General features: G+C 64.5%; 16 protein-coding genes. 13 read left to right on the top strand and 3 right to left on the bottom strand.

From position 1 onward, the window contains the following. Window positions 1-73: 73 nt before the first annotated feature. A complete protein-coding gene (rmuC, locus tag VME63_RS07005; RefSeq protein ID WP_325431665.1) occupies window positions 74-1429 on the top strand; it encodes a DNA recombination protein RmuC in 1356 nt (451 codons plus the stop codon). Between the two features lie 405 nt (window positions 1430-1834). On the opposite strand, the gene VME63_RS07000 is transcribed toward rmuC, so the two are convergent. Beyond that, a complete protein-coding gene (locus VME63_RS07000; RefSeq protein WP_325431663.1) occupies window positions 1835-2653 on the bottom strand; it encodes a shikimate 5-dehydrogenase in 819 nt (272 codons plus the stop codon). Between the two features lie 166 nt (window positions 2654-2819). On the opposite strand from VME63_RS07000, the gene folE reads away from it, so the two are divergent. From folE to VME63_RS06945, 11 genes are all read left to right on the top strand, one after another. Next, on the top strand, window positions 2820-3416 hold the full coding sequence (gene folE / locus VME63_RS06995) for a GTP cyclohydrolase I FolE (RefSeq protein WP_325431661.1): 597 nt from the start codon (window positions 2820-2822) through the stop codon (window positions 3414-3416). Continuing rightward, on the top strand, window positions 3416-3742 hold the full coding sequence (locus tag VME63_RS06990; protein WP_325431659.1) for an EF-hand domain-containing protein: 327 nt from the start codon (window positions 3416-3418) through the stop codon (window positions 3740-3742). Before folE ends, VME63_RS06990 begins: the two co-directional genes overlap by 1 nt. Before the next feature lie 150 nt (window positions 3743-3892). After that, a complete protein-coding gene (locus VME63_RS06985; protein WP_325431657.1) occupies window positions 3893-5245 on the top strand; it encodes a TCR/Tet family MFS transporter in 1353 nt (450 codons plus the stop codon). After that, window positions 5242-5748 (top strand): DUF1993 domain-containing protein, encoded by a 507-nt coding sequence (locus VME63_RS06980; protein WP_325431655.1) that lies wholly within the window; start codon window positions 5242-5244, stop codon window positions 5746-5748. The genes VME63_RS06985 and VME63_RS06980 overlap by 4 nt, the downstream gene beginning before the upstream one ends. A gap of 386 nt (window positions 5749-6134) precedes the next feature. Further along, the gene (locus VME63_RS06975; RefSeq protein ID WP_414648220.1) at window positions 6135-9164 is read left to right on the top strand and encodes a TonB-dependent receptor; all 3030 of its coding nucleotides are present in this window, start codon (window positions 6135-6137) and stop codon (window positions 9162-9164) included. Window positions 9165-9345: 181 nt separating this feature from the next. Next, window positions 9346-9999, top strand: a complete 654-nt coding sequence (locus VME63_RS06970) for a DsbA family oxidoreductase (protein ID WP_325431651.1) — start codon at window positions 9346-9348, stop codon at window positions 9997-9999. Between the two features lie 88 nt (window positions 10000-10087). Next, window positions 10088-11743 (top strand): NAD(P)/FAD-dependent oxidoreductase, encoded by a 1656-nt coding sequence (locus VME63_RS06965; RefSeq protein WP_325431649.1) that lies wholly within the window; start codon window positions 10088-10090, stop codon window positions 11741-11743. Continuing rightward, window positions 11733-13835, top strand: a complete 2103-nt coding sequence (dinG, locus tag VME63_RS06960; protein WP_325431647.1) for an ATP-dependent DNA helicase DinG — start codon at window positions 11733-11735, stop codon at window positions 13833-13835. The genes VME63_RS06965 and dinG overlap by 11 nt, the downstream gene beginning before the upstream one ends. Beyond that, window positions 13832-14392: a HutD family protein gene (locus VME63_RS06955; RefSeq protein WP_325431645.1), complete on the top strand. Its 561-nt coding sequence runs from the start codon at window positions 13832-13834 to the stop codon at window positions 14390-14392. Before dinG ends, VME63_RS06955 begins: the two co-directional genes overlap by 4 nt. A gap of 131 nt (window positions 14393-14523) precedes the next feature. Further along, window positions 14524-15102, top strand: a complete 579-nt coding sequence (locus VME63_RS06950; RefSeq protein WP_325431643.1) for an NnrU family protein — start codon at window positions 14524-14526, stop codon at window positions 15100-15102. A 121-nt stretch (window positions 15103-15223) separates the two neighbouring features. After that, window positions 15224-15421 carry a hypothetical protein gene (locus VME63_RS06945; RefSeq protein ID WP_325431641.1) on the top strand — a complete coding sequence of 66 codons (198 nt, stop codon included), beginning with the start codon at window positions 15224-15226 and terminating at the stop codon, window positions 15419-15421. A gap of 42 nt (window positions 15422-15463) precedes the next feature. On the opposite strand, the gene VME63_RS06940 is transcribed toward VME63_RS06945, so the two are convergent. After that, window positions 15464-17392: a CocE/NonD family hydrolase gene (locus VME63_RS06940; protein ID WP_325431638.1), complete on the bottom strand. Its 1929-nt coding sequence runs from the start codon at window positions 17390-17392 to the stop codon at window positions 15464-15466. Between the two features lie 162 nt (window positions 17393-17554). Here VME63_RS06940 and VME63_RS06935 point away from each other — a divergent pair, with 162 nt between their 5' ends. Beyond that, complete coding sequence (locus VME63_RS06935; RefSeq protein ID WP_325431636.1) at window positions 17555-17989, top strand: YchJ family protein; 435 nt, start codon at window positions 17555-17557, stop codon at window positions 17987-17989. A 9-nt stretch (window positions 17990-17998) separates the two neighbouring features. On the opposite strand, the gene VME63_RS06930 is transcribed toward VME63_RS06935, so the two are convergent. After that, a complete protein-coding gene (locus VME63_RS06930; RefSeq protein ID WP_325431634.1) occupies window positions 17999-18763 on the bottom strand; it encodes an NRDE family protein in 765 nt (254 codons plus the stop codon). Between the last annotated feature and the right edge of the window lie 8 nt (window positions 18764-18771).

Raw genomic sequence — 18771 nt, 5'->3', positions numbered from 1 at the left:
GCCGATACTACCCCGATCTCAGGCAGTGATACGACAACGCGTACACTGTGCAGCGCCACCACCGGAACCACCCATGCCCCTGCTCGATATCCTGCTGATCCTGCTAGTCGCCGTGCTCATCATGCAGGTGTTCGCATTGCTGCGCGGCCACCACGACGCCGGCCTGAACGCGCGCCTGGACGCCCTCAAAGACGACAACCGCCACCTGCGCGAAGCCATGGCACAAGAACAGCGCGCCGGCCGCGGCGAACTCAGCCAGGCCTTGCAGCAATTCGGCCAGCGCCTGGACGCACTCACCGAGCGCACCGACACCAGCATGCAGGCGCTCAGCCAACGCCTGACCGAAGACGCCCGCCGCGGCCGCGAGGAACTCGCCGCCCAGCTCGCCCAGCTCGGCGAGCAACAACGGCAGCGCCTGACCGCGATCGCCGCCGACAACGAAAAGCGCCTCGCCGAAGTGCGCGCCACGCTCGAAACCAAGCTCGGCGCGATCCAGCAGGACAACGCCACCAAGCTGGAACAAATGCGCGCCACGGTCGAGGAAAAACTCCAGTCCACGCTGGAGGCACGGCTAGGCCAATCGTTCCAGCTCGTCTCCGAACGCCTCGAAGCGGTGCAGCGTGGCCTGGGCGAAATGCAATCGCTGGCCAGCGGCGTGGGCGACCTCAAGCGCGTGCTCAACAACGTGAAGACGCGCGGCATCCTGGGCGAAATGCAACTGGCCGCCCTGCTCGAACAAATGCTCACGCCCGAGCAATACGCCGCCAACATCGCCACCGTGCCCGGCTCGGACGAACGTGTGGAATTTGCCATCCGCCTGCCCGGCAGCGACCGCGACAGCCAGGTCTGGCTGCCGATCGACGCCAAATTCCCACGCGAAGACTACGAGCGCCTGCTCGACGCCCAGCAGCAGGCCGACGCCGACGCCGTCGAACGCGCCGCCTCCGCGCTGGAGCGGCGCGTGCGCGAGGAAGCCAAAACCATCCGCGCCAAATACATCGCGCCTCCCGCCACCACCGACTTTGCCATCCTGTTCCTGCCCACCGAAGGCCTTTACGCCGAAATCATCCGTCGTCCCGGTCTGTTCGAAAGCCTGCAACGCGAACAACGCATCACCATCGCCGGCCCCACTACCCTCGCCGCCCTGCTCAACAGCCTGCAGATGGGCTTCCGCACGCTGGCGATCCAGCAGCGCAGCAGCGAAGTGTGGCAATTGCTCGGGGCGGTGAAAAACGAATTCGGCAAATTCGGCGGCGTGCTCGACACCGTGCGCAAGAAACTGGAAGAAGCCGGCAAGCACCTGGACAGCACGTCGGTACGCACGCGCGCGATCGAACGCAAGCTGCGCAACGTCGAAACCATGCCTGGCGAGCAGACCCAGCAACTGCTGGGCGATTCGACGGCAAACGAGGAAGCCGCGGACGAATAAGCTTGCCCCGCAACGATGGCTTTGGCCGCCCGCGCGAATAGGGCTTATGTTGCCTTGATCCGTGCCGCCTTCGGACGTGTGCCATGCGCCTGGACGAGCGATCGCGTACTAGGGCCTGTTCACACGATGGATGTAGCCCACGCCAACAGTCTGAGCAGGCCCTGGCCAAATTCCGACAAGGTGTAGGCCTTCGCCAGCGCCACGAACCGCCCGAATCCGACATACGCCCTGATCCAACTGTGCAACGCTACGTCTGTCGGGCGTGCCCATCCTCCCTGGGATGTTGTTGTTTTCGGCACGCCCGACTCGACATGAATGAGGCACGCTTCACCACGCCGGCATGACAGTGCGGGCGCAGTCCATGGCCTGGCTTATTTCGACGCAAGACGCCTGACCAAGCGCACATCAACGCAATGCATGCTCGGCCGCTTGCGCAATCAAATCGTCGTCCGGCCGCACGCCGGTATAAAGCACGAACTGCTCCACCGCCTGCAACACGATCACTTCCGCGCCGGTCACAACCTGTTTGCCCAGCGAACGCGCCAGCCCGATCACCGGCGTCTCCGGCGGCGATGCCACGACATCGAACACCACCTGCGCACGCGCCACGTCGCTCGCATCGAATGCCAGCTCGCTGGCTTCAACGCCGCCTTCCATGCCGATCGGCGTCACGTTGATCAACACCTGCGCCGACAACCCCGCCATGTCGGGTGCCCACGCAAAACCGCTGGCCTGGGCAAGCTTGCGCCCGGTGGCTTCGTTGCGCGCCACGATATGCCCATGCCGGAAACCCGCGTCGCGAAATGCGCAGGCCACCGCCTTGGCCATGCCCCCGCTGCCGCGCAAAGCAAGATGCATGTGGCGGGCAATGCCATGCTGCTCAATCAACTTGCGCACGGCGATGTAGTCGGTGTTGTAGGAACGCAGGTAGCCGTCGTCGTTGACGATGGTGTTGATGGAACCGATCGCCGCGGCCGATGCATCGATGTGATCCACCATCGGCATCACCGCCTCCTTGAAGGGCATCGAGATCGCACAGCCGCGAATGCCCAGGGCGCGGATGCCGCCGATCGCCGCGGCAAGATCGCGCGTGGTGAACGACTTGTACACGTAGTTGAGGCCAAGCGCCTGGTACAGGAAGTTCTGGAAGCGCGTGCCGAAGTTGCCCGGCCGGGCGGACAGGGACATGCAAAGCTGGGTGTCGCGGTTGATGGAAAGGGACATATCGATGCGTCTGCGTGGGCTGTCGAACGGTATCGTCGGGGGGGCGCCGGGGCGCCGGCCGGCAGGGTGCTTGCCGGGGGACCTTATTAGGGCGCGCCGGCCAGATCAATAAAAGGCTTGACGTGGGCGCTACAATGGCCGGCCTGAGCATCACCAAGGAAGCCGCATGAGCGAGCACGAGCCCCACGACGTCACCCCCGAACAGGCCGAGGAGGCCGTGCGCATTTTGCTGCGCTGGGCCGGCGAGGATCCGACGCGCGAGGGCTTGCTCGATACGCCGCGCCGCGTGGCGAAGGCCTATCGCGACTGGTTCAGCGGCTACCGGACCGATCCGGGCGAATACCTGCGCCGCACCTTCGAGGAAGTGGCGGGCTACGACGAGATGGTGGTGTTGCGCGATATCGAATTCGAAAGTCATTGCGAACACCACATGGCCCCGATCATCGGCCGTGCCCACGTGGGTTACCTGCCGACCAACCGTGTGGTGGGCATCAGCAAGCTCGCCCGCGTGGTGGACGCCTACGCGCGCCGCTTCCAGGTGCAGGAAAAGCTCACTGCCCAGATCGCGCGCTGCATCCAGGACAACCTGCACCCGGCGGGCGTGGCCGTGGTGATCGACGCCAGCCACGAGTGCATGACCACCCGCGGCGTGCACAAGCGCGGCGTATCGATGATCACCAGCCAGATGCTGGGCAGCTTCCGCGACGACGCGCGCACGCGCGCGGAGTTTCTCGATTTCATCGGCATCAAGCGCGACCGCTGATGCGCGCATCGCTGGCCGCGCTGCTGCTGTGGCTTCCCATCGCCGTGCTGGCGCAGGGCACGGCGTCGGCGCTGTTCCAGGCGATGGACAGCAATGGCGACGGCCGGATCGACGAGGCCGAATACGTGGCCTACATGAGCCAGAGGTTCTACCTCATGGACCGCAATCATGACGGCGTGCTGGAGCAGGACGAACTGCCCGGCGGGCGCGGCAGGCCGATCACCCTCAAGGAATGGCAGGACAACCTGCGCCGCGAATTTCACAAGCTGGACCGGCACCATCGCGGGTATCTGGACGAACGGGAATTGATGCAGCCGCCGCAGTAATGGGCATTCTCGCCGTTCCCGGCCAGCCTCCCCGGCTTTCCGTGGCCGCCGGCCTGCGACCTTTCAGTCACTTTCTACCCATGCCAAGCCACCCCGCCATCGGCTATCGTTGCACCTTTGGCACTGTCCGCCGCCCTTTCGCGCCCCCGCATGGACTCCGCACCGAACACCGTGTCGCGCACTAAAGCCGCCTTCGCCTTCATCTTCGTCACGGTGATGCTGGACATGCTGGCGTTCGGCATCATCATTCCGGTGCTGCCGCACCTGATCGTGCAACTGATCGGCGGCAGCATAGCGCGCGCGGCGGTGTGGACCAGCGCGTTCGGCACGCTCTACATGCTGATGCAGTTCGTGTTTTCGCCGATGCAGGGCACCTTGTCCGACCGCTACGGGCGCCGCACGGTGATCCTTATTTCCAGCTTCGGGCTGGGCGTGGATTTCATCGTGATGGCACTGACGCCGGTGCTGTGGCTGCTGTTTCTGGGCCGTGGCGTGTCGGGCATCTGCGCGGCGAGCTTCTCCACCGCCAATGCCTACATCGCCGACATCGTGCCGAAGGAAAAGCGCGCGGCCGCGTTCGGCGCGCTGGGCGCGGCGTTCGGCATCGGCTTCATCGTGGGGCCGGCGCTGGGCGGTTTCCTTGGCCACTACAGCATCCGCCTGCCGTTCTGGGTGGCGGCGGGACTGTCGCTGATCAATTTCTGCTACGGCTTCTTCGTGCTGCCCGAATCGCTGCCGCCAGAACGCCGCAGCAAACGTTTCAACTGGAGCCATGCCAATCCGTTCGGCGCGCTGGTGCTGCTGCGCCGCTATCCGCAGGTGTTCGCGTTCGCGACGGTGTTCTTCCTGATCAACTTCGCGCAGTTTTCGCTTAACTCCACCTATGTGCTGTACACCGATTACCGCTACGGCTGGGGCCCGCAGGCGGTGGGCTATACGCTGGCGCTGGTTGGTCTGTGCAGCGGCCTGGTGCAGGCGGTGCTGGTGCGCCGGCTGATGCCAAGGCTGGGCGAAAGCAGGCTGATCATGATCGGCCTGCCGCTGTGCGTGGCCGGCTATCTGTTGTTTGGGCTGGCCTCGACGGGCTGGCTGTTCCTGCTGGGCATTCCGTTCCTGTGCCTGGGCGGGCTGGCCGGTCCGCCCTCGCAAGCGCTGATGACGCAACAGGTCGATCCGCACGAACAAGGCCGCCTGCAAGGCGCGCTCACCAGCCTGGCGAGCCTGGCCGGCATCTTCGGACCGGCGCTGTTCGCCAATCTGTTTGCGCTATTCATCAGCCACAATGCGCCGATGCACCTGCCGGGCATTTCCTTCGTGCTCGCTGCCGCGCTGCTGGTGGTCGGTGCCTTCATCGCGCGCTACGCGATCCATCACATGCAACCGCACCAGGCGGCGGCTCACGGCGAGGCAGGCGCGGCGGCATTGGCCGGCGAACTGTCTCCACTGGCCGGCACCGTCGCCCACGAACCTCTCCCAACCGATCAACCGGAGTCGTCCCCATGAGTATTTCGATGTACCAAGCCGCCGTTCCCGTGTTTCTACGCGCGCTCGGCAACCTCAGGCACGTCCTGGAATTGGGCCAGGCCCACGCCAAGGAAAAGAGCGTGGAAGATTCGGTGATGCTGCAGACCCGCCTCATCCCCGACATGCTGCCGCTGGTCAAGCAGGTGCAGATCGCCACCGACATGGCCAAGAACGGCGCCGCACGCCTGGCGGGCGTGGATCCGCTGAAATTCGACGACAACGAAACCACGTTTGCCGAACTGCAAGATCGCATCGAACGCGCCATCGACTACATCAAAAGCTTCAAGCCCGAGCAGATCGACGGCAGCGAAACGCGCGCCGTCAGCCTCAAGACACGCAACGGCGAGCTTAACTTCGAAGACCAGGCCTACTTGCTGCACTTCGTGATTCCGAACATGTTCTTCCACTGCACCACCGCGTACGACATCCTGCGCACATCCGGCGCGAACCTGGGCAAGAGCGATTTCATCGGCAAGCCGTAACGCCTTTGTTCCTAATGCAGGGCGGCATCTCCGCCCTGCATCGCCGCTCTGGAGCCAGCGCTTTTCGCGCGCAATGACAGGCTCGCCTTGACGCCCAAGCGCGCTCGTACTCGCCCCAATTGAATCGAATCATTACGGACGTTTTTACGTCTTTAACGTTCCCACGCACTCTCCCCACATCAAATTGAGCCCTGTCCGATTGTTGCAAAAACCTCGGCCGCTAATTTGATCGATACGGTTCGCAACACGTTTCCCCACAGGTCGAACCGTTAATCCGCGATGGTCACTGCATGAGCCGTGTGTCCTGGCTCAGGAGCAGCTTTCGCTTTTGTCATCCGCCATCGGTCGCATCCCCTGCGGCGACCTGGCGAATCCAGGGAGAGTTCCTGTTGAAAACAAAAAATACGTTCCATTATTCGTTACTGGCGCTGGCGTGTGCGGCTGCGCTGGCAAGTACCGGCGCCCTCGCGCAATCCACCACCGGCAGCATAGGCGGCCAGGCCGAGCCCGGCGCGACCATCGTCGCTACCGGCTCCACCGGCCTTGCGCGCAAAACCACCGTGGACAACGCCGGACGCTACAGCCTCACCCATTTGCCGCTCGGCGACTACAGTGTCTCGTTGCAGCGCGATGGCCTCGTCGTGGATAAACGCGACCACGTCAATGTCGTCGTGAATGCGAACATGGACGTATCTTTCGCCTCGGCCGCGCGCGCCAAGTCGCTCGATGCGGTCACCGTTTCCGGCCACGCGCTGCCACCCATCGATGTGACCGCCGTGGACTCGCGCACCGTCTTGACGTCCAAGGAATTGGCGCAACTCCCCATTGCGCACACCGCCGAGTCGATCGCCCTGCTGGCGCCGGGCGTCGTCGCCGGCAGCAACTACTTCAACGGCCCCACCGGCAATGCGCTGGTCTCCTTTGGCGGCGCATCGGTGACCGAGAACGCGTATTACATCAATGGCTTCAACACCACCGATCCGCTTTCCGGACTTGGCGGCATCAGCCTGCCTTACGGCTCGATCGATCAGCAGGAAGTTTTCACCGGCGGCTATAGCGCGAAATACGGTCGCTCGGATGGCGGCGTGATCAACCAGGTAGGCAAGCGCGGCACCAACCAGTGGCATGCCGGCGCACAGGTTTTGTGGGAGCCGGGCTTTCTTGCGTCCAGCCCCAGGAGCGTCTACTTCCCCAACACCGCCCTGCCCGCCGGCTACGGTTACCAGAATCCGGCGCTTGCCGGCACCTTGTATCACTCCTACAAGGACGACAAGGCCACGCATACGGTCTACAGCTTTTATCTTGGCGGGCCGCTGATCAAGGACAAGCTGTTCCTGTTCGCTTCGGCAGAAGCCGAGAAGAGCGACGGCATGCTGACGTCTTCGGCGGAAGCTTCGCAACCCAACAACACTCGCTACCGCTACAGCCTCCCCAAGCATTACGTGAAGCTGGACTGGAACATCAACGACAACAACATTGTCGAATTCACCAACATCTCCAGCAAGCAGTCTTACAGCGGCAGCCTGTACGCCTACGACTACGACACGCACGCACAGGGTCCGCTGTTCGGCTACGACACCTCGACCAAAACCGGCTCGGATATCTACATCGGCAAATACACCGGCTACATCACCGACGACCTGACCGTCTCGGCCACCTACGGCAAAACCAAGGTGATGGATTACAGCGATATTCCCGGCGTCGATCCCACCTTGCCCTATCTCGGTGGCGTGGTGAACCAGGATCCGCGCATGACCGGCGGCACCCCCATCACCAACGGCATCACCTCGCTTTACGTCAAATCGCCCAACCCCGGAAGCAGCAGCCACGGACTGCGGCTGGATCTGGAATACAAGCTCGGCGATCACACGATCGCCGCGGGTATCGACAACATCACCACTTCTTCCACCGATGAAGGACAGCAGGTATCCGGACCCGGTTATGCGTGGATCTACAGCAAGTCCAGCAAGCCCGACGTAGCATTGAATCCCGACTTCGGCGTGGGCGCGCCCGGCGGCGACGGCTATTACGCGCGCCGGTATGTGTTGAGCACGACGACCAACATGTCCGTCGACCAGAAAGCCCAATACGTGGAGGATCGCTGGCAGGTGAACGACCGCTGGCTGCTCACTATCGGTTTGCGCAACGACCAGTTCACCAACTACAACAACCTCGGCCAGCCCTTCGTGCACAACACCAACCAGTGGGCGCCGCGCCTTGGTTTCAGCTGGGACGTGCTGGGCGATTCGACCTTCAAGGTATTTGGCAACCTTGGGCGCTACTACCTGGCGCTGCCCAATAGCGTGGCCGAACGCGCGGCGGGGCCGTCCACGTTTACCTATGAGTATTTCACCTACGCCGGCATCGATCCGGCCACGGGCGCACCGACCGGCCTGAAACCGATCGGACCTGGCCCCATCTCTTCCAACGGCGAATATGGCGCGACCCCGGACCCCAAGACGGTTACCGCCACCGATTTACGCTCGCAATACCAGGACGAAGCCATCCTCGGTTTCAGCAAGATGCTGGGCAGCGATTGGATGTATGGCGCCAAGGTCACGGTGCGCCGGCTGGAAACGGCCATTGACGATGTGTGCGATTACAACGCCCTCGCCGCCAAGGCGGCCGCATCCGGCATCGATCCGGACCGCGTGATATTTCCCAACAGCTGCCTGATCTTCAACCCCGGCAAGACCAACACCTTCCTGCTGGCCAATGCCGACGGCGACGGCTACTCGAAAGTCACCATGAACAACCGGGACTGGGGTTTCAGCGATGGAGCAAAGCGCAAGTACTACGCGCTCGACCTGTTCCTGGAGCACCCGTTCGATGGCAAGTGGCAAGGCCGCATCGACTACACATTCTCGCGCAGCTACGGCAATACCGAAGGGCAAGTGCTCTCGACCATCGGCCAGAACGACGTCTCCAAGACGCAGGACTGGGATTTCTGGCAGCTCATGCAATACAGCAATGGCGTGCTGTCGAACGATCGCACGCATGTGCTCAAGGCCCGAGGTGCGTATCAGATCACGCCGGAATGGATGGTGTCCGGCTCGCTGCAGATCGCGTCGGGCGCACCGAAGGCATGCCTGGGTTATTACGGCAGCGATGAATCCGATCCGGTGCTGTACGGTTCGGCTTACCACTATTGCGCGGGCAGCCCCACGCCCATCGGCAGCCTGGGGCGGTTGCCCTGGACCAAGCAGCTCAACCTCGGCGTGACCTACAGGCCGTCGCTGGCGGACAAGAAGCTTGCATTCAGCCTGGACGTCTTCAACGTGCTGAACGAACGCAAGCCCACGGTGCTGGACGCCACCTACGAAACCGCTCCCTACACGGTTTCCAACACCTACGGCGCGGCGCTGTATGAGGAAACCCCGCGCTACGTGCGTCTGTCGGCCAGCTACGACTTCTGATCCGCGCCAACCCAAAGCCATCGACTTAGCGCCCACTGACGCTACGGATGGTGGCCTGACCCAACCCCGGGGCCGGCATCGCCGGCCCTTTTTTTCCGGGTGGCTTGCGTTCCGGCGCAAAGGGGGTTGCCATATGCGGTACCGGACCGCATATCCGGCCCGCCCTCACGGTGGATCCATCATGGCTGACATCAAACACCTCAACATCGACTTCGTCTCCGACGTCGTCTGCCCCTGGTGCGCCATCGGGCTGAAATCGCTGGAGCAGGCGCTGCAGCGGCTGGATGGGCAGGTCACTGCCGAGCTGCATTTCCAGCCCTTCGAGCTCAATCCGGACATGGTGCCGGGCGGCGAGGACGTGATCGAGCACATCAGCCACAAGTACGGCAGCACGCCCGAGCAGATCGTGAAGAACCAGGAAGGCATCCGCCGGCGCGGCGCCTCGGTGGGGTTCACCTTCGACATGGACAGGCGCCAGCGCATCTACAACACCTTCGACGCCCATCGCCTGCTGCACTGGGCGCAAGGGGAAGGCCGCCAGGCCGCGCTGAAACTGGCGCTGATGGAGGCGTATTTCAGCAAGGGCGAGGATGTGGGCTCGCACGAGGTGCTGGCGCGGGTCGCCGGCGAGGTGGGCCTGGACGTGGACCAGGCGCGCGAGCTGCTGGAGAGCGGGCGTTATGCACAGGAAGTCCGCGCGCAGGAACGCTTTTTCCAGGAACAAGGCATTCGCGCGGTGCCCTCGGTGATCGTCAACGGGCGCTACCTGATCCAGGGCGGCCAGCCGCCGGAAGTGTTCGAGCAAACCCTGCGGCAGATCGCTTCGGAAGTATAAGCGGGCATCGCCGGGCCCACCCGGCCCGGCTCCGCTGCGACGGCGGGCGACGTGAGACAATGGCGCGTCCCGTTCCGCCCCGCCCCGCATGCTTCGACTGACCGACATCACCCTTCCGCTGGATCACCCCGACGAGGCGCTGGCGGCAGCCATCCGTCATCGGCTGCACGTGGACGCGCAGGCGGTTCGCGGCTACACGGTGTTTCGCCGCGGCTACGATGCGCGCCGGCGCGGCGCGATCCAGCTGATCTACACGCTGGACGTGGATGTCGCCGACGAAGCCAGGCTGCTGCAGCGCCTGGCCGACGATCCGCATGTGCGCCCCACGCCCGACACCCGCTACCGCTTCGTGACGCAGGCACCCGCACGGCTGGCGCATCGTCCGGTGGTGGTCGGCCTGGGGCCTTGCGGGCTGTTTGCCGCATTGGTGCTGGCGCAGATGGGCTTTCGCCCGATCGTGCTCGAACGCGGCAAGGCCGTGCGCGAGCGCACCAGGGACACCTGGGACTTGTGGCGCAAGCGCAACCTGCATCCGGAATCGAACGTGCAATTCGGCGAAGGCGGCGCGGGCACGTTTTCCGACGGCAAGCTGTATAGCCAGATTTCCGATCCCAAGCACTACGGCCGCAAGGTGCTGACCGAGTTCGTGCAGGCCGGCGCACCGGAAGAAATCATTTACGTCAGCAAGCCGCACATCGGCACCTTCCGCCTGGTGACGATGGTGGAGAACATGCGCGCCACGATCGAGGCGCTGGGCGGCGAGATCCGCTTCCAGCAGCGCGTGGACGATCTGGACATCCATACCGGCGCGGACGGCGTACGCCATGTGCGCGGCGTCGTGCTGGCCGGCGGCGAGCGTATCCGCACCGATCATGTCGTGCTCGCGCTGGGCCACAGCGCACGCGATACTTTCCAGATGCTGCACGAGCGCGGTGTGTATCTGGAAGCCAAGCCGTTCTCGATCGGCTTTCGCGTCGAGCATCCGCAGTCGATCGTCGACCGCGCGCGCTTCGGTCCGCAGGCGGGGCATCCTCTGCTCGGCGCGGCCGATTACAAGCTGGTGCATCACTGCCGCAACGGACGTTCGGTGTACAGTTTCTGCATGTGCCCGGGCGGCACGGTGGTGGCGGCCACCAGCGAGCCGGGGCGCGTGGTCACCAACGGCATGAGCCAGTATTCGCGCAACGAGCGCAACGCGAACGCCGCGATCGTGGTGGGCATCGAGCCTTCCGATTTCCTGCCTTACGACAGCAGCGGCAGCCCGCTTGCCGGCATCGCACTGCAACGGCACTGGGAAAGCCGCGCGTTCGAACTGGGCGGGGGCACCTATGAAGCCCCGGCACAACTGGTGGGCGATTTCATCGCGGCACGTCCCTCGCGGGCACTGGGCGACATCGTTCCTTCCTACAAGCCGGGCGTGCACCTGACCGATCTGGCGCACGCGCTGCCCGACTACGCGGTCCACGCCATTGGCGAAGCGATGCCGGCGTTCGATCGCAAGCTCAAGGGCTTCGCGCGCCACGATGCGATCTTCACCGGCGTGGAAACGCGCACCTCCTCGCCCGTGCGCGTGCGCCGCAACGATGACGACCTGCAAAGCCGCAACACGCGCGGGCTTTTCCCGGCCGGCGAAGGTGCCGGTTACGCGGGCGGCATTCTTTCGGCAGGCGTGGATGGCATCCGCGTGGCCGAAGCGGTGGCGTTGAGCATCGCGGCGATGCAGCCGGTCTCGCATGCTCACTGACGACCTCAAAGGCGACATCCGCAACGCTTACGCGCGCATCAAGGACGGCCTGCCTGGCTTCCGCGCGCGGCCGGCGCAAACGCGCATGATCGCCGAAGTCGCGCGAGCGCTAGCGCAGGCGGGCGGCGCGGCGGCGATCGAAGCGCCCACCGGCACCGGCAAATCCATGGCCTATCTGATCGCCGGCATGGAAGTGGCGCGCGCGCAGAAGAAGAAACTGCTGATCGCCACCGCCACCATCGCGCTGCAGGAGCAGCTGGTGGAGCGCGACATTCCGCTTTACCTCAAACTCAACGGCAGCCACGCGAAAGTGGCGCTGGCGAAGGGGCGCGGGCGTTACCTGTGTCCGCGCAACCTGCGCATGGCCAGCGGCAGCCTTGGCGAAAGCAGCCAGATGGGCCTGGGATTGGATGCCGATCTGGCACTGTGGAGCAAACCGCCGGCCGAGCGCGACAAACAGGTGCTGCGCAAACTCACCGATAGCTTCGACCACAACGAATGGAACGGCGACATGGACGCCGCGCCCGAAACGCCCGGCGACATGTTGCGTGGCATGATTACCACCAGCGCCGGCGGTTGCACCGGGCGGCGCTGCGCGCAGTTCATGGCCTGTCCGTTTTTCGCCGCGCGGCGTGCGGTGGCGGACGCGGACATCATCGTCGCCAACCAGGATCTGGTGCTGTCGGACCTCACCATGCCAGGCGGTGAGGACAACTGGGGCGGCGTGATCCTGCCCAAGCCCGACGACACGTTGTACGTGTTCGACGAGGCGCACCACATGCCGGGCAAAACCATCGACCGCGGCGCCTCCGATGTGGCCCTGGGCACCGCCACGCGCCAGATCAGCCGCCTCGCGCGCCAGGTGCATGCGGCGTATTCGCTCACCGACAAGGAAGTGATCGGCAAGCTCACGCTCGATGCGGGCGACGAAAAGCTGCAGGGGCTCAGCGACGCGCTGGAAGAACTCGAACGCGACATCCGCCAGTCCTGGCTGCCCGATCCCGCCCAAACCGAACCGATGTACCGCGGCTCGCTGGGGCAACTGCCGGACAGCTGGATGCAACACGCCTCCATGCTATACATCGCCACCGCCGACGTGCAGCGCTGGCTCACCGCCGTGCGCCGCACCGTCACCGAAATGAGCGAAGGCGGCCCCACGCAAGAGGCCTTGTCGCGCGAACTGGGCATGGCGCTGGAACGCATCGACCGGCAGGTACGCACCTGGCATGCATGGTCCAGCGACGATCCCGAACACGCACCGCCGCTCGCGCGCTGGGTCACGCTTGCGCACGACCAGCAACTCGTCTGTCACGCTTCTGCCGTGTCCGCGGGTGCATTGTTACGCACGATCCTTTGGGACAACGCCAGCGCAGCGATCATGACGTCCGCCACCTTGAGCGCCGGCGGCAACTTCCGCGGCTTCGCCGATGCGGTGGGCCTGCCGGACGACGCCGTCACCATCAGCCTGCCCTCGCCGTTCGACCTGGGCGCACAGGCGCGGCTGGAAGTGCCCGCGATCGACGTCATGCCCGATGCGCGCGAACAGCACGCGCAGGCGATTACCGACTGGCTCGCCGAGCACCTGGATTGGGACGCGGGCAACCTGGTGTTGTTCACCTCGCGCGCCAAGCTCGAACGCGTCCTGCAACGCCTGCCGATCGACAAGGTACGCAAAGTACGCGCGCAAGGCTCGCTGGCGAAAACGCAATTGATTGCCGAACACATCGCTGCGATCGAAGCCGGCAAGGGCAGTACGCTGTTCGGGCTCGCTTCGTTCGGCGAGGGCCTGGATCTGCCGGGCAAGCTCTGCGAAACCGTGGTCATCACCCAGCTGCCCTTTGCCGTGCCCACCGATCCGGTCGGCGCCACCTATGCCGAGTGGCTGGAATCGCGCGGGCGCAACCCCTTCCTGGAAGTGGCCGTGCCGGAGGCCACAAGGCTGCTTACGCAGTACTGCGGCCGATTGATCCGCAGCGAAACCGACCATGGCCGCATCGTGCTGCTGGATCGCCGCGTGGTGACGCGTCACTACGGCACGCAGATGCTGAAGGCGCTGCCGCCGTTCCAGCGCGTGATCGAGCGTACCGCGTGAGCATCATCCGCCTGCGTGATTGCCGCGCCATGCCGTGGAAGAACGGCATGGGCCGCACGCGCGAGCTTGCGGTGTATCCGGACGGCGCCGGCATGGACGATTTCAGCTGGCGCGTGAGCGTTGCGGAAGTGGACAGCGCGGCGCCGTTTTCCGCTTTCCCCGGCATCGACCGCCATATCGCGCTGCTGGACGGCGCGGGCTTCACGATGACGCTGGACGATGGACAGGTGCACGCACTCCACACGCCGTTCACGCCCTTCGCCTTTCGCGGCGAAGCCCAGGTGACGGTGGAACTGCTCGACGGCCCCACGCGCGACTTCAACCTCATGCTGCGCCGCGAACGCGTTCACGGCGAACTGGTGCTCTGGGACGTGCCCGGCCGCCAGGTGGTGGACGATGCGGTGGCGCTGATCTATTGCGCGCAAGGGCACGTGGATACGGCCGAAGGAAGGCTGCTGCCGGGCGATGCGTGGCTGCCGGTACGGTCGGCGGGGCGCGTTACGCTCGGCGCGGGCGCGCTGGCACTTGTGGCACGGGTGCAGGCGCGCGGACACTGAGGCAACTGGCAAGGGCACCATGGTGGGTGCCACGCTTTCTTGCCCGTCATGCCCGTGCACGCCGGCATGACCGGCAAAATGCACAGCCTGCAGGTGCAACCGACAGACACCGTCGCCGTGAGGTTACCGTCATGCTGGTATTAGTCCTGGGCTTGATCCTTTTCCTCGGCATCCACTCCCTGCGCATCGTCGCCGACGGTTGGCGCACACGCCAGATCGAACGGATCGGCATGAACCGCTGGAAAGGCATTTACTCCATCTTCGCCATCGTCGGCCTGGTGTTGATCATCTGGGGTTTCGGCATGGCGCGGCAGCACCCCGTACTGCTCTATGTCCCGCCGTTGTGGCTGCGCCATCTCAACGCGCTGCTGGTGCTGATCGCCTTTTTCTTTCTGGCCGCCGCACGCGTGCCCAACAATCATCTGAAAGCAACGTTCGGCCATCCGCAAACGCTGGCGGTGAAAATCTGGTCCTTCGGCCATCTGCTGGCAACGGGCATGCTGCATGACGTGGTGCTGTTTCTGCCCTTCCTGATCTGGTCGATCGCGCTTTACGCGGTCTCGCGCGCCCGCGACCAGCGTGCCGGCACGGTTTATCCGCCCGGCACCATCAAGGGCGACATGCTGATCGCGGTGATTGGCCTGGTGCTCTGGGCGCTGTTCGCGTTCTGGCTGCATACCTGGCTGATCGGCGTCAATCCGATGAGCTAGGCCCTGTTTATCCTTTTGGCAGACGGCCGCATGTGGCAAAGGCCAGGGTGCCGGCAGTCATCTTCGCCTGGGCTGCGTCCTGCGCTACAGTTTGCACGATTCCATTGCCCGGGTGATCGCCATGGTCGGTTTTCTGCTCTGGTTGCTGCTGCTGGTGTTCTGCTGGCCGCTCGCGCTGCTGGCGCTGGTGCTGTATCCCATCGTGTGGCTGCTGTTGCTGCCCTTGCGCCTGGTCGGCATTACGGTGAGCGCCGTGTTTTCCTTCCTCACCGCGTTGCTGATGCTGCCGGCACGGGTGTTGCGCGGACGGCCGGTTTGATGTCAACGGCGCCGGACACCACCGCCCGGCGCCGTTTTCCGCTTATTTTCCTGACACCACCGGGAAACTGATAAAGCTCGCCTGCTGCGGTGTATGCCAGATGCGCTGGGTGGCCTTGACGTAATCGGCGGGCTTGGCATCGAAGATGTTCGGCACGAACGTCTGCGGGTTGCGGTCGTACAGCGGGAACAGGCTCGACTGCACCTGCACCATGATGCGATGCCCCGGCAGAAATACATGGTTCACCGTCGGCAGGCCGAAACGGTACAACAGCGGCGCGTTCGCCTCGATCGCCTGCGGATGCTCGAAGCTGGTGCGATAGCGGCCGCGGAAGATATCCAGCGAAATCGGCAGTTCATAACCGCCCATGCCGGGGTTGGACGGCACCGAATCGGGATACACGTCGATGATCTTCACCACCCAGTCGCTATCGGTGCCGCTGGTGGAAGCGATCAGGTTCACCTGCGGTGCGCCGCCCACGTGCAAGGGCTCGGTCAGCGGCTCGCTGACATAGGTAACCACGTCCGGGCGGCCGTCCACGAAACGCTGATCGTTCAGCAGCCAGTGCGTCCAGGCGTCGTGATCGGAGCCGATCACCGGGCGCGGCTGGTAAGGCACGGGCTTGGCCGGGTCGGAGACGTATTCGTCGTACTTGGCGTCGTTCGCGCCGGGCGCCTGGAAGGATAGACGTCCATCCGCTTCCAGATACAGCGGCCTTGGCCTGGACGCACACCCCTTGTCGCACGACAGCGGCCAGTGCGTGTAGCGGTCCCAATGGTTTTCGCCGGTGTTGTAGATCAGCACCGGCGGCGTGTTCGCCTTGGGCGCGCCGTCCTTCAGATATTGATTGAAGAACGGCAGCAGCACGTCGCGGCGAAACTGCAATGCGGTGTCGCCATCCCACTTCATCGGGCCGAGCGTGCTGCCGTCATAATTGACCTGGCTGTGGCGCCAGGGGCCCATCACCAGGTAGTTCATGGTGTTGCTCTTGTCCTTGGGCTCCATCGCTTCGTAGCTGTGGATGGCGCCCCACATGTCTTCCTGGTCCCACATGCCCTGCTCCCACATGGTGGGCACTTTCAGCGGCTGGTCGGCGAGGATTTTGTCCAGCGCCTGCGCCGACCAGAACAGCGTGTAGGCGGGGTTCTCGTGGATCTTGCGCCAGAACGGCAGCGCATCGAGCCCGTTGGCGCGCGCGTAGTCGCCGGCGGAACCGGCGCGCAGAAAGTTGCTGTAGTCGTCCAGTCCTTCGCGCGGGATCGCGTAGCCCGTGCCCTTCTGCGTGGTCTGGAAGGTGATGTAGTCGAAATTGGTCTGGCGCCAGGCGCCGTAATGGAACCAGTCGTCGCCCATCCAGCCGTCCACCATCGGGCTTTCCGGCGCCGCCACCTTCAAGGCGGGGTTGGGGTTGATCAGCGCCATCACTACGGTGAAGCCTTCGTAGGAGGAGCCGAGCATGCCGACCTTGCCGTTCGATTCGGGAATGTTCTTGGACAGCCACTCGATGGTGTCGTAAGCGTCGGTCGATTCGTCCACCTTGCCGCTATTGAGCGGACCGCGCAGCGGAAGCGTCATCACGTAGTCGCCTTCGGAGCCGTACTTGCCGCGAATGTCCTGGAAGACGCGGATGTAGCCGGCTTTCACGAACACCTCGTCGCCCTGCGGCAGGATGTCGAGCATGTGCGGCGACTGCGTGCGCTGGGCCCGCATGTCGGCATGGTAGGGCGTGCGCGTGAGCAGGATCGGCGCGTGCGTGGCACCCTTGGGAATCACGATCACGGTATGCAGCTTCACGCCGTCGCGCATCGGAATCATCACCACGCGCTTGATGTAGTCGTTGGCGGTGGTCGGCGCGGTAAAACCTGACGCCGGAATGTCGGGCGTGAGCGGCGCGGTCTGCGCCTGGACGCCGGCCACGGACATCGCCGCCGCGAGTGCGGTGAGGCTGAGCAGGGAACGAATCGGGTGCATGGCAATCTCCGCATCGGTCGCCCCTAACCAGAGTGGCCGATGCATGCGATGTAGGTGGGTGCTGCTCTCCCGGCAGCCTGATGACTTTAAGCGATCGCCAGCCAAAGCCGTGCATGACTTTTTGCACGGTACCTCTTTGCATTTGGCGCGGACTGGCGGAGGATGGGCGGCGATACACTGTGGAACCTCAGTCTTTTGCAAGCCATCGATACCCTCACCCCCTGCCCCTGCGGCAACAACGCCGGCTACGCGCACTGCTGCGGACCGCTGCACGGGGGCGCCATCGCACACACGGCCGAGGTGCTGATGCGCTCGCGCTACAGCGCGTATGTCATGAAGCGCGAGGACTACCTGCTTGCCACCTGGCACCCCAGCACGCGGCCGGCCAGCCTGAAACTGGCCGCGCAGCAGCCCGCGCCCACCTGGCTGGGCCTGGACGTGAAGCGGCATGAAGTACACGGCGAGCGCGCGGTGGTCGAATTCGTCGCGCGCCTGCGCTACGGCGGCGGCAAGGCACAGCGCATGCACGAAATCAGCAGCTTCGTGCGCGAGCAGGACCGCTGGTATTACCTGGACGGACGCTTTCCCGAAGACTGAGCCGCGCCGTCAGGCCGGCTGGATCATCAGCTCGCTCTGGCCGTCGAAGCGCCCTTGCGGCCCGAAGCGGCGTTCGAGCACGCGACCCTTGCCCTGGTAATCGATCGCCACGATGGTGCTGGCACGCGTGCCGTACTGTTCGCCACGAATAAACGCCGAGGACAACCAGCGCTCACGCTCCAGGCCCACGCCGGTGTCAGGCAGGGCTTCATCGGGCGCCTGCTGTTCGTCGGCCAGGGCGCGGAACAGGGGTGCGAAATCGTCTTCGTGGCCGGCATCCAGCCATGCCTGCAAGCGATCGATAAGCACGCGCGTCTTGGGCCAGGGCGTATTGAAATCGGCGTTGGACAGACCGTGCACGCCCGGCTCGATCAGCTGCGCACGCGGTTGTGGACGGTTGCCGATGTAAAAGCCGTGCATGGCATCGAAGGTGAGCAGGTTGAACGGCCGATAATCCGCGGCCGCATCGAGCAGCGTGGCCGCGTGCGCGGTGGCGTCGTCGGCGCCCTTGAGGTAATCGGTGGCCAGCAGGCCGCGCGATACGCCGTGTTGCGAATCGCGCGGATCGCGCACGTTGGTGACGACGCAGCAGCGCCCCGCCGCCGATACGCCCAGCCACGTGCCGCCCGCCTCCAGGTCGCGCCCGGCCAGTATCGGCGGATCCTGCCAATGCGCCAGCGGCGCGCTGGGGCGCGCGTGGAACTCGTCGCGATTGCCGGCCAGCAGCAGGCGCCAGCGTGGATGGGTTTGCCAGGCAAACGCGATCAGGCACATGTCTAGCT

The organism is Dyella sp. (assembly GCF_035503745.1).
Taxonomy (GTDB): Bacteria; Pseudomonadota; Gammaproteobacteria; order Xanthomonadales; family Rhodanobacteraceae; genus Dyella_B.
Note: the sequence above shows the minus strand (reverse complement) of the source record. Positions and strands in the feature narration are given on the sequence as shown.